The organism is Exiguobacterium sp. s193 (assembly GCF_018618755.1).
In the GTDB taxonomy this organism is placed as follows: Bacteria; Bacillota; Bacilli; order Exiguobacteriales; family Exiguobacteriaceae; genus Exiguobacterium_A.
The window spans coordinates 709,706-728,419 of record NZ_JACSMR010000001.1 but is presented as its reverse complement, the minus strand read 5'-3'; the positions used below and the strand labels follow the sequence as shown (position 1 = coordinate 728,419).

Here is an 18,714-nt window from a genome sequence, read left to right as displayed (position 1 = left end):
CATGTTTTTCTTAATTAACTCTTTAAGAGGTAACGGTGCAGAAAGAGTATTGATTACATTACTACATCAAATACCTTTTAATTATAAAATTACACTGTTTTTATTAAAAAATGAAGTAGATTTAAAAATACCGTCTAATGTAAGGATAATTAGCCTGGAACCAAAACGATTTAAAAAATATAAAATAATTAGTTTAATCTACTCTTCATATAAACTATCAAAAATTATACGCAAGAAAAAAATAGTGGTACATTCTTACTTATTTAAAGCTAGTTTGGTAAATGTAATAGTCAAGTTATTGGGATCAAAGCATAAAATAGTAATTCATGAGCACAGTGTTCCGAGTAATAATATTAACGGGAATTTTTTTTTGAAAGTACTTTATAAAATCATGTATCTAAATTCCTCTAGAATTGTTGCTGTTTCAAATGGAGTGAAGGATGAAATTTTAAATATTTTAAAAGATGATAAGAATGAAAAAATAGTAAAGTTAATCTATAATCCTATAAACATTCAAGAAATTGAAGATAAATCAAAACAAACGACTAAGATTATTGAAGGAACGCCTTATGTCATTGCAGTGGGGCGTCTAGAGAAGGTAAAACAATTTGATTTGTTAATTCAAAATTTTCCTATCGATGCTAACTATAATATGTATATCTTAGGTAAAGGTCCAGAGAAAGAAAAACTTAAAAAACAAATAGAAGATAGAAATCTTGAAAAAAAAATTAAAATCTTAGATTGGACACCTAATCCGTACCCTTTAATAAAAAAGTCTAAAGTATTAGTTGTTACTAGTCTTTTTGAATCTTTTTCAATGGTGATTCTTGAATCAATTTGTTGTAAAACACCAGTAGTAAGCTTTAATTGTAAGTACGGTCCAGAAGAGATTCTAAATGATAGTCCATATGGAATAGTCGTTAAAAAAAATGATTGGAAAGATTTTTTTGTTAAAGTAGAACAAAAAATAGAAGAAGATAATAATTGGAATGATAAAGAAGTTCGGTCTTTCCTTGATGGATATGATATAAAAAATGTATTAGAAAAGTATAATGAAGTTTTTAATTACAAGTATTTCAATTGATTGGATAATTTTTTTGAATTGATTTTTTAAAATGTCGATATGCTTACAAGGAGATCATATTTTGATGAAATTAAATATTTTAGTCACAGGTGCTGCTGGTTTTATTGGTGTGCATTTATCGAATCAGTTAACGAATCATGGTTATAGTGTAATAGGTCTGGACAATCTAAATACATACTACGATTTAACTTTAAAAAAAGACCGGCTGGCTCAGCTAAGTGATAACAGTCATTTTACGTTTGTTGAATGTGATTTAACAGATCGAGAACGTATTAATAAAATTTTTGAAGAACATCGACCGGCAGTTGTCATTAATTTAGCAGCCCAAGCAGGCGTCCGGTACTCTATTGAGAATCCTTATGCCTATTTAGATTCAAATCTAACGGGATTCCTTAATATCTTAGAAGCTTGTCGGAATTATCCAGTCGATCATTTGCTGTATGCCTCATCGAGTTCTGTATATGGTGGGAACAAGGTCGCACCATTCTCGACTAATCATAACGTCGACCATCCAGTCAGCCTTTATGCTGCAACTAAAAAATCGAATGAATTGATGGCACATACATACAGTCATCTTTATAATATTCCGACAACTGGATTACGGTTCTTTACCGTCTATGGTCCATGGGGACGTCCGGACATGGCTTACTTCTCGTTTACGAAGGACATCATTGAAGGAAATCAAATCAAAGTCTTTAATCATGGGAAAATGGAGCGTGACTTCACCTACATCGATGACATTGTAGAAGGAATCGTCAAACTCATTTCACGTGCACCAGAAAAGAATCCGAATTGGGATGAAAGTGTCGACGAACTGGGTGCAAGTTTTGCTCCTTACCGTGTCTATAATATTGGAAATAATAGTCCTGTCCCATTAATGAAGTTCATTAATGTGTTGGAAGAAAAAATCGGTAAAGAAGCGAACAAACAGTACATGGAGATGCAGCCAGGTGATGTTCTTCGCACTTACGCAGATGTCTCGGAACTCGAGCGTGACATTGACTTTAAACCAAGCACAAGTATTGAAGACGGTCTTGGGAAGTTCGTTGATTGGTATAAAGAATATTACAACGTAAAATTATAAGGAAGGAGAGCGATAGAATGAAAATCACAGTAGCAGGAACAGGATATGTCGGTCTTTCAATGGCCGTCTTACTCGCACAACACAATGAAGTCACATCGATTGACATCATTAAAGAACGTGTCGAGCTCGTCAATGATCGAAAATCACCAATCGTGGACGCAGAAATCGAGAATTTTTTACAAAATAAAGAATTGAACCTGCATGCGACAACTGATAATTTTGAAGCGTACAAGGATGCGGAATTCGTCATCATTGCGACTCCAACGGATTATGATCCAACGCGTAACTACTTTAATACACGGACCGTCGAAAGTGTCATCGCGACAGTCCTTGCCATTAATCCGGATGCGACGATGGTCATCAAATCGACGGTGCCAGTCGGTTATACACAAGAGTTAAAAGAGAAGTTCGATACGCCGAACATTATCTTCTCACCGGAGTTCCTTCGTGAAGGGCAGGCACTGCATGACAATCTCTATCCATCGCGTATCGTCGTCGGCGAGCAATCAGAACGTGCACAACAATTCGCGGATCTTTTGCTTGCAGGGGCGATTAAAAAGGATGTGCCGATTCTTTTAACGGATTCTACAGAAGCTGAAGCAATTAAATTGTTCTCGAATACGTACCTCGCGATGCGGGTTGCCTTCTTTAATGAACTTGATACATATGCTGAAGTACGTAGCCTAGATACAAAACAAATCATCGAAGGTGTCGGACTCGATAGTCGAATCGGCAATCATTATAACAACCCATCATTCGGTTATGGTGGTTACTGCTTACCGAAAGATACGAAGCAGTTACTCGCGAACTATGATGAAGTACCGAACAACATCATCGGGGCAATCGTTGAAGCGAACCGGACACGGAAAGACTATATTGCGGATACGATCATCAAACAAAATCCGAAAGTCGTCGGTGTTTATCGTCTGACGATGAAAACGGACTCAGATAACTTCCGTGCCTCATCGATTCAAGGGATTATGAAACGAATCAAGGCGAAGGGGATTGAAGTAACGGTCTTTGAACCCGTCTTGACAGAAGATACGTTCTATAACTCACGCGTTATTCGTGATCTTGAAGCGTTTAAGCAGGAATCAGATGTCATTCTTTCGAACCGGATGCACTCGGAACTGAGCGATGTTGAAGAGAAAGTCTACACGCGCGATTTATACAGCCGCGATTAATTGCAGGTACTTCTTCCTTTAAAAAAGGGAGGAGTATTTTTTATGAAGTTATAAAAGACTAGTTCAAATATAAAAATTAAAAAAAGAGGGTAAATGACCGAATTTCGATTACACTTAATAACAGGATATTATTTACATATTTTCTGTAGAGGTGATTCGTCTGTTCAATTTTATACTCTTTCTTGTGTTGTTCATCATTATTTTGTACCTCACGTTTTTATGCGTGCGCTCGTTCCGTCTCCGCAGGACCATCCGGCAGCTTCTGAAACAGGAGCTCCGGGGAGTCCGCCACGAACTGGCACACTGGGCACATCATCCGGGTCAACAATTCGAAGTATTAAAACCCGTCTATACTGCCGTTTCCTTTTCTGTCGGCCGCACGTTTTCCGTCAACCAAACCCGTATTGATGATTTGATTGACCGGGAACTCAATCGGTTGATTAAGGGGGTATGGGCACGGATTACATCACTGTTTGAGCTCGGGCTCGTCGGATTGATTGCTGGCGTCTTTATGCTCGTGAGTCTGTTTCAAGGAATCATGGTGCTTGAGCAATATCAAAAGACCTCGTTTCAAGTGGATTTGTCAGCTGTCAGTCAGTGGTTAGGCGGCAGCGAAGAAGCGGACGCCACGCCGCGTATGTCCATCCCGAAGTCCGCTGTCGGGCTGACACCGCAAGCGAAGACCTATGCCTTACCATCCCGGATCACGACGAGCAAGGAGATGGGACAGGCCTTCGCCTATTACATGAGCCGGCATGAAAGCGAGTTCCAAATCCAGTATACGGGTGATCCAAGCCGATTTACGGAAGTCGGGGAACAGGCCTGGGAATGGCTGCAACGCAACGAACCGTACTTGATGCGGCTCTATAAAGACAGCGACGGAAAAGGGATGGATTACGGTTCCTATGTCATGTACACGATGACACTTGACTACACCTTGTCACAAGACCAGACCGACCGTGTCGAGAAGAAGGTCAAGCAAATCGTCAAGAAAATCCCGAAGAACTGGTCCGACTATAAAAAAGTCCGCTACATCAATGACTACATCGTCCGCCATACGGCATATAAGCTCAAGAGTAAAGAAAGTCCGTACACCCCTTACTCGATCCTGTTCAACCGCGAGGGCGTCTGTGAAGGCTATGCGCTGACGGCGTATCTGCTGCTGCAAGCAGCGGATGTCGAGGTCCGGTATATCTCAGGCAAAGCAGGTGGCGGGTTACATGCGTGGAACCTCGTCAAGCTGAAAGGGAACTGGTATCACCTCGATACGACGTGGAACGATCCCGTCCCGAACCGTCCGGATGAAGTTCAGGAAGATTATCTGCTCGTCTCGGACGATACGTTACGGGAAGACCATAGCTGGAATGCGAAGAAGTATCCGCAGACGGCGAAGGTGGATTATTGAATGGTTACATGGTTGATACTCTTCATGTTGTTTCTAACTGGAAAAGTTATCAACAGATAGATGCTTCAAAGCACGGAAACAGGGAATTCTTCTACTACTACAACTAGAGGAGGACTAACCATGACCCATTTCGACTATCTCGAGCAGTATCTCCGTACACACGCGACGTATTCAGCACTGACGATCAAAGCCTACCGCAGTGATCTGCGACAGCTGAAGAAAGCGTGTGGCGAGTGGTCGGTCAAGTCCCTCCAAACGTATTTTGACCACGTTATCGAACAGTATAAACCGGCGACGGCACTGCGGCGCTATCATGCGTGCGTCGCCCTCGGCAATGAACTCGTCCGTGCACGACGCCTGCGTCATAATCCGATGCATCACGTCCGGCCGATTGTCCATCAAGACGTCCGGCAACGGGACGATTATCCGTTACTCGAAGCAATCGCTATCATCCGGCAAATCAAGCATCCGACGTACCGTCTCTTTTTCGAACTCATCAGCCAAACGGGCCTCCGCTTCATGGAGGCCCGTTTGTTGTCGATCGAGGACATTCAGTTTACGACGGCGACGTTACTCGTCCGCCACGGCAAAGGACGCCGTTTGCGGACCGTTCCGCTCGGGAGCCGTTTAGCCGAAAAGTTAAAGGCGTTTATCGGAGATCGGATGACGGGGCATGTCTTTCGTTCCGTCCGTGGCAAGGCAATCCATGAACAAGGGGCGCGGGAAGCATTACGGAACCAGTCACTCGACCAGTCGGGACGGATGCTCCGTCCGCATGATTTACGTGTCGGCTACGCGACCTACCTATACCAGACGGCAGGCTGTAAGTTACTCGAGATTCAGCGTCTGCTCGGACATGCCCGGTCGGAGACGACGGAAGGCTATATCTTGAGCCAGGAGACGAAACTCAGACAAGTCGTCGATGCCTTGTCGGCGTCAGGCGGTTGACCGACGAACGGGCGACTTCGGCCGACGGCAAGATGTACTGTTGGGTCGTCTTTGCGTCACTGTGACCAAGCAGCCGCATGACGGTCAGCAAGTCGGTCTGATGTTCCCGGTAGAGCGTCGTCGCGAACGTCACCCGCAGGTCGTGCGGACGTAACGTCCGGCCGAGCACAACGTCGCTTGCCTGGCGCAACTGTTTCCGCGTCGTATCGGGACTCAGGCGTCGTCCTTGACCGGTCACGAATAAATATTCTCCTTCGGGACGTTCGGTCTCGATGTACCGAAACAGGACATCAATCAGTTCGTCACCGAGCGGGACGAAGCGTGACTTTTCGCCTTTGCCGTGGCGGACGAACAGTTGCCGCTCCGTAAAATCAAGATCATCGCAGATCAATTGGTGCGCTTCATTGAACCGGAGTCCCGTATGGAGCAATAAAAAGTAAAACGCATACGTCGTCTCGTCCGTCAGCGTCTCGATGACACGGCGGGCGTCCGGGTAGCTAAAGGCCGTCCGTTGTTTTGCGATTGGTCGAGCCGGTTTTTTAATCTGTTGGAGGGGATTTTTCTCAAGCGACCGTTCGGCGACGAGGGCATCGAACAAGGTCGCTAAGGCATGGATTCGCCGGGCGACGGTCGTCGGGGCATAGCTCTTATGCAACAGCGAGATGTAGCGCCGGAGTGACGGGACGTCAAGCGCGGTCGCATGGCGGCACAAATGGCGGACGTCCGAACGATAGGCTTTTTTCGTCAGGCGGCTATAGGTCGGGGAATGCTCGATCAAGGCAAGTAAGCGTTCAAGGTAAAACGTCATCATAGGAGAATGCCTTCGACTTTCCGCTTCAAGTCCGACTTCAAGGAACGCAACCGGGCGTCGGAGTAGCCGAGTGTCTGTTCCGTCCCGGCGATCATCGCCTCGAGGAACTGGAAGTCTCTCGGGGAGAGGGCGTGTTCGAGTTCGTTCAGCAAGTAAGGGAAGGAGACGGTTTGCTGACGGGGAAGTTCCGGCAAGGCCTCGACGGCGACCTCGCTCGTCAGCGTCCGGGTCCGTTTCGCGAGATAGTCGAGCATCGCCCCGCGTGCCCTGATGCGGACGAACGTGATTGATAACTCCTTGCCGGATTCGATTGATTTCCAGAGGCGCAGTAACGCTGCTTGCCGACATTCGTCGTGTTCGTTCGGGTGGATCGAGAGACGGTGCAGGAGTGAATTGATGAGAGGGAGCCAGTGGTGTAAGGCTTCATTCATGAGGAAGGTCCAATCTGTCGGATATGCATATCGAAGGGTATTCCGCGGTAGTTTTAGTATAAGTAGAGTTATCCTCTCTTTTCAAATCGTCTTTTTTGAATCATGCCAACGGTTTTCTGAGCTTTCAAAAGCCGTTCGTCCCGCCCATCTGCTAAATAGCGGCGATTGACCGAGGAAAAACCTAGTCTTGTCGCCAGTCGCCTCAGGATAACTCTACTTATCCTCGGGGGTGTTCGGAACGTTTTTTCTTCATGGATCGGTAGAGGATTTCGAGGTAGAAATAGGGAAAAGGACTAGACAGTCAGCCGTCGTTTAAACGAGGGAGTGGTGAAGATGGACGCATTCGAGAAGCGACAACTTGAGAAACGACTACGGGAAGAAGAAAATTTCTTTGAATTCTGTATCGTACCAGACTACGAAACGGTCTACGTCGGGGAACAGCTCCATACGTTTCCGGTAGAAGAAGTGTCGATTCAATGTTTCCTGCAAGACGATGACCTGCAGTTGGTGAGCCTGATCTTCGACAAAATGTTATACGAAAAAGCGTACCTGCTTCAGTGGTTGAGTGAACATGGCATCCATATTGGAGCAGTCGGAAAATCGGCGCTCGTTCACCATGCGCGTTCGATTGAGTATACCTACATGTTTTTCGACCACGTCGTCGTCCAGTACACCAAAGGAGATAACACGATTTCGGTCGACCGTGAGCATGTCGAGGAGTGGACGGATTATGAGCGACCGCTGCTCGAACGGCTGCTTGATACGAAGGGACGGCGTATACCGATTCCGATGGTCGCGATCAATGATGAATTGTTCCCGGCATGCCCGGTCCTGAAGTTCGATCGGAAAATTGATACCGTTATTGTCAGCGGGACAATCATGAACATCGACCGGATTGATGAATATGGGGACGGGATTGGTTTTTACCGAAAAAATATCCGTGAACCGGTCGCCTTCATGGAGAATGAGCGTGTCGCTATTCTGATTAATCTGTTCGTCGACACGGAAGACAATGGGAAGGTGTGTACCGTGACGTATATGCCGATGGGTGAGTGAGGATTAAAGTGGAATGAACCGTAGGAGAAGTCCTTCTAGACCTTTTCGTTGGAAAAGTGTTTGGGGGGATTTTTTGTATGTGGAAGAGGGTTAATAGTTGTTTAGATGCTTGTGGAGCGCGATACGTTCAATCAGAAAAAAGGGTTCATCACTATAAGATGAGGTACACATATGAATCGCAGTAAATTTTGAAATACATATAGACTCCTTTAGTCAGATTTTTCTACCAGGTGTTGTATTTAATCTGAAAAGCCGCCAAGATATTTTTACTAGAAGTGCTGTAAAAGGCGAATGCGTCATAAATTTTAAAGGTACTAAATAAAGTTAATGAATAAATTTTCAAAAACAAATTTCCCTTTAAATGTTATTTAAAGTATTTTGCTTATTTAGAAAAGATATAATGTCTGAGGAACGTAAAACTAAAGGGGAGAAGTGAATAAATGAAAAAGGTAGTATTATTATTTAGTTTTATTGTTATTTGGTGCAGTGGTTTGAACGTTAATGCAAACAGTGGTCAAGAGGAGATTGAGGACGCGGAAGTCGTCATCTTGGACGGATCAAAATCAGTAAAAGTAGAGTCTGAACGTTTAGATTATGATAAAAACGATGACGCGGATTTTTATCAATTGAATGTCACCAAGGCAGGAAAGGTAACGATAAAAATAGATTCGATGCCTCTTAATGAATTCTCTGATGTGGATATTTCCATCATCGATAAAGATGATCAAGTATATGCGAATTTTACTTCAGTAGATCCTGAGTTAAGTAATAATAGTATCCATGCCTACTTAAAAAAGGGAACCTATTTTATGCAAGTAAATCTCGATAATATCTTCCCGGAAGATAAGTATGAGTTGATGCTGTCGTTAAATAGTGACGGTTTATATGAAGGAGAAGTAAACAACTCAAAATCTTCAGCCAATCCAATCGAATTGAATAACATTTATCAGGCCAGTTTAATGGCAGATACCCTTTCTAGTGCATTTATTGAATACGATGATGAAAGTTTTGACAGAGATTTTTACCGTTTTGAGATTAATAAAGACGGACGGGTTCAATTAGACAGCGCAGTTATGCCGGACAATCAACTTAAGTTTAGTTTGTGGAATACGTCGGGGAAAAACATCTGGAGCGAAATTCGAACAAAAGGAGCCAACGATGGAAAAATGGGTGTTCAATTTGTTGAATATCTGAAGAAAGGAACGTATATAGTATGTATTCAACATGAAGAGACAGAATTAGATTACGAAGTACCTTATCGTTTTAAAATCACGCATTCTCCAGTCGCTTATTCCGAGATTAATGGAGATAATTATTCGTTTGGCAAAGCATACGAAGGAACATTACTTGAAGAAAACACTCATACGGATCAAGATACGTATACCATCAAACCTAAAGAGAAGCTTTACATTACTACAAAAGTTAAATTAAAAAGCACGGCATCTACTAAAGTGAGTTTAAAAATAAATGGTAGTAGTAGTGGGAAAATAGCGGTTTCGAATAAGTGGACTGAAATTTCAAAAGCTGCTGTGATTGCAGCGAAAGATGCTTATACAATTCAGCTGTCTAAAGAAATCGGTTATTTGAATCCAGTGATAGCGTATAACGTCAGCAGCATCGCCCACCCGTATTGGGGGAAATTCTACTATGCCCCTAACATGCTTGGAAAAATGAAGACGAAACTGACAAAAACTCAGTTTTACCGTGAAAAAGGCGGGAAAATCATCAAATCAGGTACACCTGAAAACAAAAACAAAGAGTATAAAGTCATTAAAAAAGGCAAAACCTTCTTCACTTTATCCGACGGGCGGCTGGTCAAGATAAAAGAAGTAACATTTATAAACGTGCCTTCAGAAGTAAAGAATAAGTATAAGCTTTTGAATCAAATGAAGTGAGTTGAAAATACTTAAAGCGTAAGAAATAAACAGGTCAGAGTTCTCTTTAAGCAGGAGAATTCTGACCTGTTTGTATTTTTTTGAATACATCACTATAAAACACGTTTGCTATTTTAGTGGACGATTTCAATACGCAATCGTATAAACCAACGCTTAAAAATATAGCCACGCCGTTTAATGAGCTTAATTTCATCGAATTTCATTGGAAATCTCCCCTTTTCTGCTGTCAGGTCGTTAAGTAGACGAGTACTTGTCCTGCCTCAAGCTTCATCTGCCGCACGCCACGATACTTTGAGTGGTGAAAGAATGGATGGTACCGCAAATCGACCGTCAAATATCGGTCGCTGTACATCAAGTAGGGCAGACGAATCAAATACGTTTCATTAAAGGATTCAGAATCAATCGGAAAGACATGGATGACGTGAAAGGTCAGCTGTGACTGCGTTATATCTAACGGCTTGAGTGAAATCTTGACGCTACGATCCCGCGGTGCCCCGAACTTCGTCAACGGAATGATACCTGAGACCTCGATCGTGTCGCCGGAAATCATGACGGTGATGTGCTCCAGTTCGGAAATCTCGTCTGTCAAAGCCTGTGCGAGCTGTTGCTCCGTCAGTTTCGTTGCGACCGACAGGCGTTTGAACGGTCCAAGTAGTTTTTGTCGAATCTCCATCTCCTGCTCCTCCCATCCAAAATGAAGTAGTCCTTTTAGTATAAGCATTTAAAAACCTTTTATTTACAATTATCATTTAAAAAAGTAAATTAGTTCCTTTGAATTGGCGGTAAACGTAAAAAATCTGGAGGCGGGGGTGGGAATCTCGAAACACGGGTAAAAGGTAACCATGTCGAACTGAAAAATCACTTACACGGAGGCGATTTTTAATGAAGAAACTCACAGGTTTTCCGACATCTTACTGGCGGACGTCGAGCGAAGCGACGACCTATCCGTCCCTTGAGGCGGACATGACGAGTGACATCGTCATCATCGGCGGCGGGATTGCAGGGCTTGTTGCTGCCGTCCAATTGATTGATCACGGCTATGACGTGACCTTGATTGAAGCAGACCAAATTGCGAGCGGGACGACCGGGTATACGACGGCCAAAGTCTCCTCGCAGCACGGAATGATTTATGATGAATTGATTCAGACAATCGGCCAGGAGAAAGCGCGTCTCTATTTTCAAGCGAATGAAGAGGCGATTGAGTTTTTACGCGAGCAAATCGAACGACTCGGAATCGACTGCGAGCTTGAGACGCAGGATGCGTACCTGTACGTCGCGTCCTCAAAAGAAAAGGTCAGCCAACTCGAACAAGAAATTGAAGCCTATGCCCGACTCGGAATGGACGGGGGAGAGGCGACGGCGGAAGTGCAAGCGAAGTTGCCCTATCCGGTTGAAAAAGCAGTCGTTTTACGTGGTCAAGCCCAGTTCCATCCCGTCAAGTACTTACAAGGACTCGCCCGGTACTTCACAGCAAACGGCGGTAAGCTATACGAACGGACACGGGCTGTGTCAGTCGAGACAAAAAGAACACCGACTGTCGTTGTTGAGAACGGACGTAAAATAGAAGGGCAAAAAATCATCGTCGCTTCGCATTTCCCGTTCAATGATTTAAAAGGACTCTATTTTTCGAAACTCGAAGTCCACCGATCGTACATCGTCTCCGGCTTCGTCGATGCCACGTTCCCGGACGGCATGTTCATGAGTGCCGATCAACCGAGCCGCTCCCTCCGGCATGCAAAGACGGCCGATGGGCGAACACTCGGTTTCTTCGGTGGTGAAAATCATTTGTCGGGACACGAGACTCATACGAAAGCTAATTATCAGGCATTGGCGCAGTTTGCGGAAAACGAGTTCGGGGTTGAAGCAATCGAACAGTTCTGGTCGGCGCAAGATTTGATTTCGCTCGATAAAGTCCCGTATGTCGGTCAAATGATGAGTGACGATTCGAACCTGTTTGTCGCAACAGGATTCGCCAAGTGGGGGATGACGAACGGGATTGCTGCAGGACGGCTCTTAGCCGATCTATTGACCGGGAAGTCAAACCGCTACCGGTCCTTGTTCGATCCGAACCGGTCGAAGCTGAGCAAGCAGGATGCGAAACAGTTCGTCAAAAACAATCTGGACGTCGCGCTTGAACTCGTCAAAGGCAAAGTCGCAAGGTCCGACAAAGACGCTGAGGCGCTCATTCCTGACGAAGGGGGACTCGTCCGCTATGACGGGAAGACGGTTGGCGGATACCGTGACGAAGCAGGTGAACTCCATCTCGTCAAGACGACTTGTACGCACCTCGGCTGCGACGTCAAATGGAATGACGGGGAACGGTCGTGGGATTGTCCGTGTCATGGATCGCGGTTCGATTATGAAGGAAACGTCCTCGAAGGACCGGCCGTGAAGGCATTAAAGAAATATTGATTACTATCTGAAACTCACGATGCGTCGTGAGTTTTTTTCTATCGCATGATATTTTTGAGGGCATTTTTAGAATTGTGATTTCATTGTTTCTGACATGTGCTATAATTACCTGGTATAAAAAATATTCAAGCGTTTAACTATATCGGTCGGGTCGACTATCATGTGGATGTTACGAATTCACCGTCACGAACGCCGTTTCCTGGTTTCATTCAAGCACATTATCCAATTAGCGTCGTGAACGCTGTAACCGAATTCGAGGAGGAAGCAACACATGAGTAAAGAAAAAATCGCCCAGCTCCGTAAACATGTCTCGCCGTTTGAAAAGGCAGACATTAAAGCGAGCGTCAGGCAGATGATCAACACGATCCTGCCGTTGCTCGTCGCTTGGTTCCTAGCCTACCAAGCACTTAAGATTTCAGTATGGCTCGCGGTTCCGCTTGCAATCATCGCAGCTGGATTCGTCGTCCGGACGTTCATCATCTTCCATGACTGTACGCATGGTTCGTTCTTTAAAAATAAGAAGGCAAATGCCATCGTCGGGACGGTCACAGGAATCTTGACGCTGTTCCCATACGAAAAATGGAAACGCGAGCACTCGATTCACCATGCGTCGAGCGGTAACCTCGATAAACGAGGAGTCGGTGACATCTGGGTCATGACGATCGAAGAGTATGTCGAAGCATCGAAATGGACCCGGTTGAAGTATCGTCTCTACCGGAACCCGCTCGTCATGTTCGGTCTCGGACCATTGTTGTTGATTCTCGTCGTCAGCCGCTTCAACCGGAAAGACGCGCGGAAAAAAGAACGTATTAACACACACGTCATCAATGCGTCACTTGTCGTCTTGTATGCGATCATGATTTACATCGTCGGTTGGCAAGCCTTCCTGATCATCCAAGGGACAACGATGTTCACGGCCGGTGTGCTCGGGATCTGGTTGTTCTACGTCCAGCATACGTTCGAGGACTCGTACTTCGAAGATGAAAGCGAATGGGATTACGTCAAGGCCGCGATCGAAGGAAGTTCGTATTACGAATTGCCGAAGGTCTTACAGTGGGTGACAGGGAACATCGGCTTCCATCACGTCCATCACTTAAGCCCGCGTGTACCGAACTATCATCTTGAAAAAGCCCACACGGCGACTCCACCCTTACAAAAAGCAACGACGATCGGCTTGTTCTCAAGTCTGAAGTCGCTTCGTTATAAACTATATGATGCGAACAATAAAACGTTCGTCACGTTCCGCGACATCAAACATCTGGTACGCGAACCGAAAGCGTCCGTTTCATAATAAGACCTCCCGCCTTGTGATAAGGATGGGAGGTTTTTTAATCGAATCGACCTTTAGGTGTATGTCGCCGGCAGATTTTCGTGGTAAGCTATTCCGATAGTAGAAGGAGAGATGCCAGAATGCGCCGGATATCGCTTGCTTACGTGACAGGAGGCGTCATCCTGTTATCATTATTTGGGTTTAGTTCGATGACGTATGAACAACAGTCCTTGATTCCGTTTTTGACGAACCATGTCCCGCTCGGGTGGGTCAGACATTTTTCGTTCGTTTCCTTCCATTATGAGGTGCCGATCAGTGTCGCGACGCTCGGACCAGCAGGTTTCGTTGAATTCTTTATCCGTAAAGGGATGCATGCCAGTCTGTTTTTCATCCTTGGTGTGAGTTTCGTCCATGTCTTACGGATTCGCGGTTATCGCCTCGTGCCGGCTGCTTTTTTCGCATGGACGATGGCAGTGACGGTTGGTGTGTTCGATGAATTCCATCAACTGTTGACCGGGGGGCGGACACCGCTCGTCGGTGATGTCGTGATCGATGGGAGCGGGGCGTTCGTCGGAATCGTCCTCTACACGGGAATCCGCCTGTTGTTAAAAGCCGACCGGATTGTCAAAACAGAGTATGGACAGACGAGCTAACCAAAAAATCCACCGTCTTCTCAAAATAAGTTGAGCAGACGGTGGATTTTTCGTTGGTCTTAAAAGCGTTGAACCCATTCGATTTTATACTGTGTCCGTCCGAACTGTTTCCGCAGCAGGTGATCTGCTTTTTTACGTGCGGCTGTATGATCACTTGCGCGGATAGTCAGCCGGTCCGTCTCGGTGACTGTATCCTGATCGATGACTTGGTACTGGATCGTGTATTCTTTATTGAACAGATTAAGTATTCCCAAGGTATCCACTCCCATTTCTCTCTATATTTATGTGATAAAGGGTGCTTCAAAAATAAAATACAACACTACGGTGAGTCTTTTTACTTAGTTATGTACGTGTGTTTCGTGAGGCAAAGTATTCACTTATTTTGATTAAAGTCTTTTGAACTATCATGTATTAAATGATTTTCCCCTTATTTTATTAGAATTAATCATATTTTAGGTATTTTGTTTCTATTTTGTATTAAATTAATAATATGTATTTAGAATATATTATGACGAGTTGAAGAAGGAAATGTAATAATTACTTGGAATCTATTTGGAATTATCGGTATGATAGACGATAGGTAGGAACCGTTAACGAAAAGAAAGGGGTCTAACATTTACCCATGCATGACATACATGAATCGAACCAACCGGCGCGACGCGGAACACCCGCCTCAAAGCGGGAACGTCTTTATTTTTGGCTGCTCCTCCTGTCGTCCGTCGTCACGGGCTGCGGCGTTGCAGTTCTGTTGCTTGCCCTCGGAGTCGTCGGTCTCATCGTCCTTGGTATAGCACTTCTAGTAATTAGTCTGCTCCTGATCCGTAAGTCGATCAAGGTGAGGGTGCTGCGGAGCGAACAAATCCGGTTGAGCGAGGAGCAGTTCGGGGAACTTTACCACCGCGTGCACCGTCAAGCGAAACAAATCGGCTTATGGCGGATGCCGGCGACATTTTTGATCGACGATGCCCGACTGACAGCACCACGCCTGTTGTGGATTTTTCAGACGTATCTCTTATTAATCCCGGCGTCTTATCAAAAGCACGACGAGGCACATGACTTTTTACTTTTACGTGAGCTCGCGCACATCAAACAAAATCATAACGAAAAGCGGGTCCTCTTATTACTGGGAAGCTGGATTCCGTTCCTGCGTTTTGCGTACTTACGTGCCTGTGAAGAAACAGCGGATCGGATGGCGATTCAGTGTATGGAAAGTCAGGATGCCGCTGTCCGGGGGATTTTCTACTCGACGCTTGGTCCAACCGTGACGAGTCAAGTCAATGAAGGACAGTACATAACGGAAAAACAACACGCCGCGACGTTTTTGACGGAAGTCAGCAACGTGTTCCGGACACGCCCGAGCATCTTACGTCGATTAGCCGCGACCGGCAAGTACCCGCGTGACGTTAGACAAACAAGACGGAACGGCTGGATGCTTGGAGGTCTTGCCGGCAGCGTCAGTCTCGTTGCGATCACTGCCCTGCTTTTTGTCGGCGGACAAGTCCCGCAACTCTTGTCAGACCTGACGACCTTTATCGACGAGGAAGTGGCCAGTGAACAGGATTTAGGCGAGACAAAGCTGATGGCGGCGATTCAAAAGGGAACTCTCGAAGAAGTCGAGCAACTCTTGCCGGACGGAGACATGGAAGCGGTCGACGCGGACGGAGACACGGCACTCCATTATCTCGGATACCGGAAGTCGAGCAAAGGGCTTGAAACGATTTTTGAAGCGTTGCTTGCGGCAGGAAGTGACCTCGACGCCGTCAACGAGTTTGGCGAACGGCCGTTCATCACAGCCGTCTACAGCAATAACAAGGAACTAGTCGCCCTCTACTTGAAACAAGGTGAGAAGATTGACCAACAAGATGATGACGGCTATACCCCGCTTCACCATGCCGTCGAAGGGGAAGGCAAGGAGACTGTCAAGCTGTTGCTTGAACAGGGTGCGGACCCGGCGATCAAAAATGATGACGGCTATACACCGTTGATGCTCGCGGAAGAATACGAGCTCGATGATATCATTGTGCTTCTAAAACAGAATATGACGCAGACGTTATGAAAAAAGACGCTTTCCCCGCGAGGAGGAAGCGTCTTTTTGCTTTGAAATTAGTTTGGTGCAGTCGCTGTATCGACGATGCGCCCTTCGATTTTGTAATCAACTTCTTTGAGTGATGCTGTGTAGTCGCGGAGGTTTTCCCAGTCCGAGAGACCAAGATCCGTCACGCGTCCTTCTTTATAGGCATCTGCGAATGGTGTCAGTCCATCTCCACCTTTTGCTGTGAAAGCGTTCGTCGCGATGACATAAGTCTTCGCAGGGTCGATTGTTTCGTACGTACCGGCGTTGTTGACTTCCATCTTCGTTACGCGTTCACCTTTAGCATTTTTACTGTTGTATTCGAACTTCATACCCGATACGTGGAGGAACCCGCCGTTTTCGATTGGGGCGACACCGACGCTGATTTCGAGTAAGTCTTTGATTTGTGCACCTGTCATTTTAGCAGTCGCGAGTGTGTTACCGAACGGAAGTGTCGTTAAGACTTCACCGACTGTCAGTGGACCGGCACTGATCGCTGCACGGATCCCACCACCGTTTTGCATGGCGATGACTGCATCTTTATTGTATTCTTTTGCTTTTTTGAGCATACCGTCCGTGATCAAGTTACCGAGTGCTGTTTCGCTGTTCCGGACACTGACCGCCCCGCGTGGGTTTGTGAGCTCGTTGACGATGTTCGCGCCGACTTCTTCGTTTTTGAGTTCAGCGATTTGATCCGCATATGGTTTAAGGATTTCAGCCGCTCTTGCGTCTTCTGCTGCTTTAGAGACGTCAATCAGAGAACCGTTGTACTCCGTCAATTTCCCTTTGTAGTCGAACGTCAAATCGAGATTTCCAAGGAAGTCGCCGTATTGGTAAGCTTGAGCGATGATCGTCGGTTCTGTTTTACCAGGAACCGTTTCACCGTCGACGACGACAGGTGCTTCAAGTTTCGTATGCGAGTGACCGCCGACGATGACATCGATTCCGTCAACGTTACGAGCAAGTAACTGGTCGTTATCGACTGCTTCGTTGTCATCGAATCCGATGTGTGTCAAAGCGACGATTTTGTTGACGCCTCGGGCTTCGAATTTTTTGACGGTGGCTTGTGCACTCGCGATATAGTTCGCGAAAGCGACTGTACCCGGGCTTGAGATTTCAGCTGTTTCTTCTGTTGTTAAGCCGAAGAAACCGATTTTTTGTCCTTTGTATTCTTTGATTACACCTTGGTAGATATGTCCTTTAGCAGGACTTGTTGTGATCGTCTTCGATTGAAGTCCGGCAAGCAAGTCGTTTTTGCTGAAATCGACGTTCGCCGAGATGAATGGGAACTTCGCGTTCGTGACGAAATCTTTCAGTGCTTGGTGGTTGTCTTGATCTCCGAGGTCGAACTCATGGTTACCGAACGTCATCAAGTCGTATTTCATATAGTTCATCAATTCGAGGTCAGCTTGACCACGGAATTTATTGAAGTAGAGCGAGCCCGAGAAAACGTCACCGGCGTCAAGCAAGAGTGATGGTTTACCGTCTGCTTTGTAGCTTGCACGAAGTTCCTTGATGACAGTCGCACGTTTTGCGACCTTATCAAGATTTGCGTGAGTATCGTTCGTGTGGAGTAAGCCGATTGAGAAATCTTCTTTATTCATGTCGAGGACATTGATTTTTGCTTTAAGCGTAATCGTTTTTCCAAGACGTTTGTATGTTGCGACCGCATATTTAACACCTGACTCATCGGTATCCACTTTCGTCCAGTGGACCGGTTTGTCGTAAACGCGACCTGTTGCGTAAAGGACAGCCAGTTTTTTCGGAAGAACCGGTTTTTCACCGACATAGATTGTCTGTTCTTTTACATGATCGACGAATTTGACAGCGTAGTTTTGGACGTGGATTTTCACTTCGATTGGTGATTTTTTCTTACCGTACGTACCTTTGACGGTTTGGTAACGGTTGAAGAGGTGTGTGTCATACTTTTTCCACGTGATTTTGTTGCCCTTGTATGTAGCAGGTAATTTGACCGGGGCACCTTTCGTGAAGACGAGTGACTTGAGTTTGACCGTTTTGACTTTAACATGCGTTGCAGCAGAAACAGTTGTTTGCGCAACCGGCACGATTGCCGATGTCGTCAAGGCGACAGCGACGGCTGCCGCGTAAAGCGGTTTTGATTTGTACATACGTAGAAATCCTCCTTCAAAGTGGGTGTATGAATGCAAGGTCAAAATGCGATCGTTGACCTCTTCTTCTACTATAAGTGTTTTGTAAAACGTTTTGTCGTAAATGTTTTGAAAAATTCGTAAATTCTTAGGTCAGACGACGGGACAACGGATTAAAAAGGTCTGTTAATCGACGTGGAAGCAGTCAGAAGACAAGCAATTAATAAATGATAACGCTTTCATTATATTTCAGATTTCTGCAAAAGGGAACAGAAAAATACGATGAGTTTATCGATCATTCC

16 protein-coding genes are annotated in these 18,714 nt (G+C 45.5%); 11 read left to right on the top strand and 5 right to left on the bottom strand.

Annotated features, from left to right (window positions below):
- The first annotated feature begins 1 nt into the window (after nt 1).
- The 5 genes from KNQ04_RS03460 (at nt 2) to KNQ04_RS03440 (ending at nt 5,705) form a co-directional block, all read left to right on the top strand.
- Nucleotides 2-1,084, top strand: a complete 1,083-nt coding sequence (locus KNQ04_RS03460; protein ID WP_214847318.1) for a glycosyltransferase — start codon at nt 2-4, stop codon at nt 1,082-1,084.
- Between the two features lie 64 nt (nt 1,085-1,148).
- Complete coding sequence (locus tag KNQ04_RS03455) at nt 1,149-2,168, top strand: NAD-dependent epimerase (RefSeq protein WP_214847317.1); 1,020 nt, start codon at nt 1,149-1,151, stop codon at nt 2,166-2,168.
- A gap of 17 nt (nt 2,169-2,185) precedes the next feature.
- Nucleotides 2,186-3,352, top strand: coding sequence for a nucleotide sugar dehydrogenase (locus KNQ04_RS03450; protein WP_214847315.1), 1,167 nt, complete (start codon nt 2,186-2,188; stop codon nt 3,350-3,352).
- A 223-nt stretch (nt 3,353-3,575) separates the two neighbouring features.
- The gene (locus tag KNQ04_RS15820; protein WP_214847314.1) at nt 3,576-4,757 is read left to right on the top strand and encodes a transglutaminase domain-containing protein; all 1,182 of its coding nucleotides are present in this window, start codon (nt 3,576-3,578) and stop codon (nt 4,755-4,757) included.
- A 120-nt stretch (nt 4,758-4,877) separates the two neighbouring features.
- Nucleotides 4,878-5,705: a tyrosine-type recombinase/integrase gene (locus tag KNQ04_RS03440; RefSeq protein ID WP_214847313.1), complete on the top strand. Its 828-nt coding sequence runs from the start codon at nt 4,878-4,880 to the stop codon at nt 5,703-5,705.
- Here the strand turns inward: KNQ04_RS03440 and KNQ04_RS03435 are convergent.
- On the bottom strand, nt 5,665-6,516 hold the full coding sequence (locus KNQ04_RS03435; RefSeq protein WP_214847312.1) for a tyrosine-type recombinase/integrase: 852 nt from the start codon (nt 6,514-6,516) through the stop codon (nt 5,665-5,667). The genes KNQ04_RS03440 and KNQ04_RS03435 overlap by 41 nt on opposite strands.
- Nucleotides 6,513-6,947 (bottom strand): sigma factor, encoded by a 435-nt coding sequence (locus tag KNQ04_RS03430; RefSeq protein WP_214847311.1) that lies wholly within the window; start codon nt 6,945-6,947, stop codon nt 6,513-6,515. Before KNQ04_RS03430 ends, KNQ04_RS03435 begins: the two co-directional genes overlap by 4 nt.
- A 333-nt stretch (nt 6,948-7,280) precedes the next feature.
- Here KNQ04_RS03430 and KNQ04_RS03425 point away from each other — a divergent pair, with 333 nt between their 5' ends.
- Both KNQ04_RS03425 and KNQ04_RS03420 read left to right on the top strand, forming a co-directional pair.
- Entirely contained in the window at nt 7,281-8,003 is a 723-nt protein-coding gene (locus tag KNQ04_RS03425) for a hypothetical protein (protein WP_214847310.1), read from the top strand.
- Between the two features lie 440 nt (nt 8,004-8,443).
- Nucleotides 8,444-9,898 (top strand): PPC domain-containing protein, encoded by a 1,455-nt coding sequence (locus KNQ04_RS03420; protein WP_214847308.1) that lies wholly within the window; start codon nt 8,444-8,446, stop codon nt 9,896-9,898.
- A gap of 226 nt (nt 9,899-10,124) precedes the next feature.
- Here the strand turns inward: KNQ04_RS03420 and KNQ04_RS03415 are convergent, their stop codons facing one another.
- Nucleotides 10,125-10,571 (bottom strand): hypothetical protein, encoded by a 447-nt coding sequence (locus KNQ04_RS03415; protein ID WP_214847306.1) that lies wholly within the window; start codon nt 10,569-10,571, stop codon nt 10,125-10,127.
- 209 nt (nt 10,572-10,780) lie between these two features.
- Between KNQ04_RS03415 and KNQ04_RS03410 the strand changes: the two genes are divergently transcribed.
- From KNQ04_RS03410 to KNQ04_RS03400, 3 genes are all read left to right on the top strand, one after another.
- Nucleotides 10,781-12,310, top strand: a complete 1,530-nt coding sequence (locus KNQ04_RS03410; protein ID WP_214847305.1) for an FAD-dependent oxidoreductase — start codon at nt 10,781-10,783, stop codon at nt 12,308-12,310.
- 271 nt (nt 12,311-12,581) lie between these two features.
- Nucleotides 12,582-13,601, top strand: coding sequence for a Delta(5) desaturase DesA (desA, locus tag KNQ04_RS03405; protein WP_214847304.1), 1,020 nt, complete (start codon nt 12,582-12,584; stop codon nt 13,599-13,601).
- 119 nt (nt 13,602-13,720) lie between these two features.
- Nucleotides 13,721-14,233, top strand: coding sequence for a VanZ family protein (locus KNQ04_RS03400; RefSeq protein WP_214847303.1), 513 nt, complete (start codon nt 13,721-13,723; stop codon nt 14,231-14,233).
- Between the two features lie 59 nt (nt 14,234-14,292).
- Here KNQ04_RS03400 and KNQ04_RS03395 read toward each other — a convergent pair whose 3' ends face one another.
- Nucleotides 14,293-14,487: a hypothetical protein gene (locus KNQ04_RS03395; RefSeq protein WP_214847302.1), complete on the bottom strand. Its 195-nt coding sequence runs from the start codon at nt 14,485-14,487 to the stop codon at nt 14,293-14,295.
- A gap of 368 nt (nt 14,488-14,855) precedes the next feature.
- On the opposite strand from KNQ04_RS03395, the gene KNQ04_RS03390 reads away from it, so the two are divergent.
- A complete protein-coding gene (locus KNQ04_RS03390) occupies nt 14,856-16,289 on the top strand; it encodes an ankyrin repeat domain-containing protein (RefSeq protein WP_214847301.1) in 1,434 nt (477 codons plus the stop codon).
- A 47-nt stretch (nt 16,290-16,336) separates the two neighbouring features.
- Here the strand turns inward: KNQ04_RS03390 and KNQ04_RS03385 are convergent, their stop codons facing one another.
- Complete coding sequence (locus tag KNQ04_RS03385) at nt 16,337-18,433, bottom strand: 5'-nucleotidase C-terminal domain-containing protein (RefSeq protein ID WP_214847300.1); 2,097 nt, start codon at nt 18,431-18,433, stop codon at nt 16,337-16,339.
- Between the last annotated feature and the right edge of the window lie 281 nt (nt 18,434-18,714).

Coding starts and splice junctions, on each gene's coding strand:
- KNQ04_RS03460 (WP_214847318.1), top strand. CDS start 2: ATGTTTTTCTTAATTAACTCTTTAAGAGGTAACGGTGCAGAAAGAGTA.
- KNQ04_RS03425 (WP_214847310.1), top strand. CDS start 7,281: ATGGACGCATTCGAGAAGCGACAACTTGAGAAACGACTACGGGAAGAA.
- KNQ04_RS03435 (WP_214847312.1), bottom strand. CDS start 6,516: ATGATGACGTTTTACCTTGAACGCTTACTTGCCTTGATCGAGCATTCC.
- KNQ04_RS03420 (WP_214847308.1), top strand. CDS start 8,444: ATGAAAAAGGTAGTATTATTATTTAGTTTTATTGTTATTTGGTGCAGT.
- KNQ04_RS03385 (WP_214847300.1), bottom strand. CDS start 18,433: ATGTACAAATCAAAACCGCTTTACGCGGCAGCCGTCGCTGTCGCCTTG.
- KNQ04_RS03415 (WP_214847306.1), bottom strand. CDS start 10,571: ATGGAGATTCGACAAAAACTACTTGGACCGTTCAAACGCCTGTCGGTC.
- desA (WP_214847304.1), top strand. CDS start 12,582: ATGAGTAAAGAAAAAATCGCCCAGCTCCGTAAACATGTCTCGCCGTTT.
- KNQ04_RS03390 (WP_214847301.1), top strand. CDS start 14,856: ATGCATGACATACATGAATCGAACCAACCGGCGCGACGCGGAACACCC.
- KNQ04_RS03450 (WP_214847315.1), top strand. CDS start 2,186: ATGAAAATCACAGTAGCAGGAACAGGATATGTCGGTCTTTCAATGGCC.
- KNQ04_RS03440 (WP_214847313.1), top strand. CDS start 4,878: ATGACCCATTTCGACTATCTCGAGCAGTATCTCCGTACACACGCGACG.
- KNQ04_RS03430 (WP_214847311.1), bottom strand. CDS start 6,947: ATGAATGAAGCCTTACACCACTGGCTCCCTCTCATCAATTCACTCCTG.
- KNQ04_RS03410 (WP_214847305.1), top strand. CDS start 10,781: ATGAAGAAACTCACAGGTTTTCCGACATCTTACTGGCGGACGTCGAGC.
- KNQ04_RS03400 (WP_214847303.1), top strand. CDS start 13,721: ATGCGCCGGATATCGCTTGCTTACGTGACAGGAGGCGTCATCCTGTTA.
- KNQ04_RS03455 (WP_214847317.1), top strand. CDS start 1,149: ATGAAATTAAATATTTTAGTCACAGGTGCTGCTGGTTTTATTGGTGTG.